This is a genomic window from Vibrio lentus, from assembly GCF_002875945.1.
Classification (GTDB): Bacteria; Pseudomonadota; Gammaproteobacteria; order Enterobacterales; family Vibrionaceae; genus Vibrio; species Vibrio apostichopi.
The window spans coordinates 1-678 of the sequence record NZ_MCZK01000092.1 but is presented as its reverse complement, the minus strand read 5'-3'; the positions used below and the strand labels follow the sequence as shown (position 1 = coordinate 678).

General features: G+C 42.9%; 1 pseudogene. It reads right to left on the bottom strand.

Annotated elements, in window-relative coordinates:
• Positions 1-15: 15 nt before the first annotated feature.
• Positions 16-678 (bottom strand): annotated as a pseudogene (locus tag BCT49_RS06375) (hypothetical protein); the annotation flags it as partial.

The following is a 678-nucleotide window of genomic DNA, read 5'->3' as shown; positions in this document are numbered from 1 at the left end:
TTTTACTTGACCACTTCAGGCCATATCTATGCTGTTAGAATTCAGTGCGAGATCATACGCCTCCCAAAGTCTAGGCTTACATTCCGAAGGTGCTTGATTAGAAGCTTTAGTCAGGTACTCGAGTCCTTTACGTTTATCAAACTCTCTCCTAGAAGGGATTAACGTATTGCCATATAAGCACATGGCTAAAGCATCACCCTTATCGGCTTTTTCCCGAAGTAATGACTCTTGATTTAACGGTTTTACTTTTTCTTTCGACTTGTCGTGAGCTGCTGGTTTAGGGTCAAAACCTGACAGTCTAAACTTCTTAACAAACTCTTGGGCTGCGATATGGCCTAAATTAGCTGCGTTGACGATCCACTCTTCCCCGCTTTGCTTCAATTTACGATCAGAACGACTCGACTTAAGGACAGAGATCCCTGTTCTATACATCGCATCTGGGTTGCCTTGATTTGCGGCTTTGCGGATCAAATGTTCATAGTCTTCCTTATTCCCTAGTTGTTCAGCCTCTAACGCTTGCATATGATAAACTTGGCTACGTTTAGCCAAGCCACGAATCTCACCAAATTTTCCGGTTGCATATTCTGCTTCCCAAAATTTTTCTATCCATGCTTGCATGGCTTTTTGTCTAATTGAAAGCATTTCCGAGGTTAGCTTTGCGGCTCTTCTCCGCTTAGA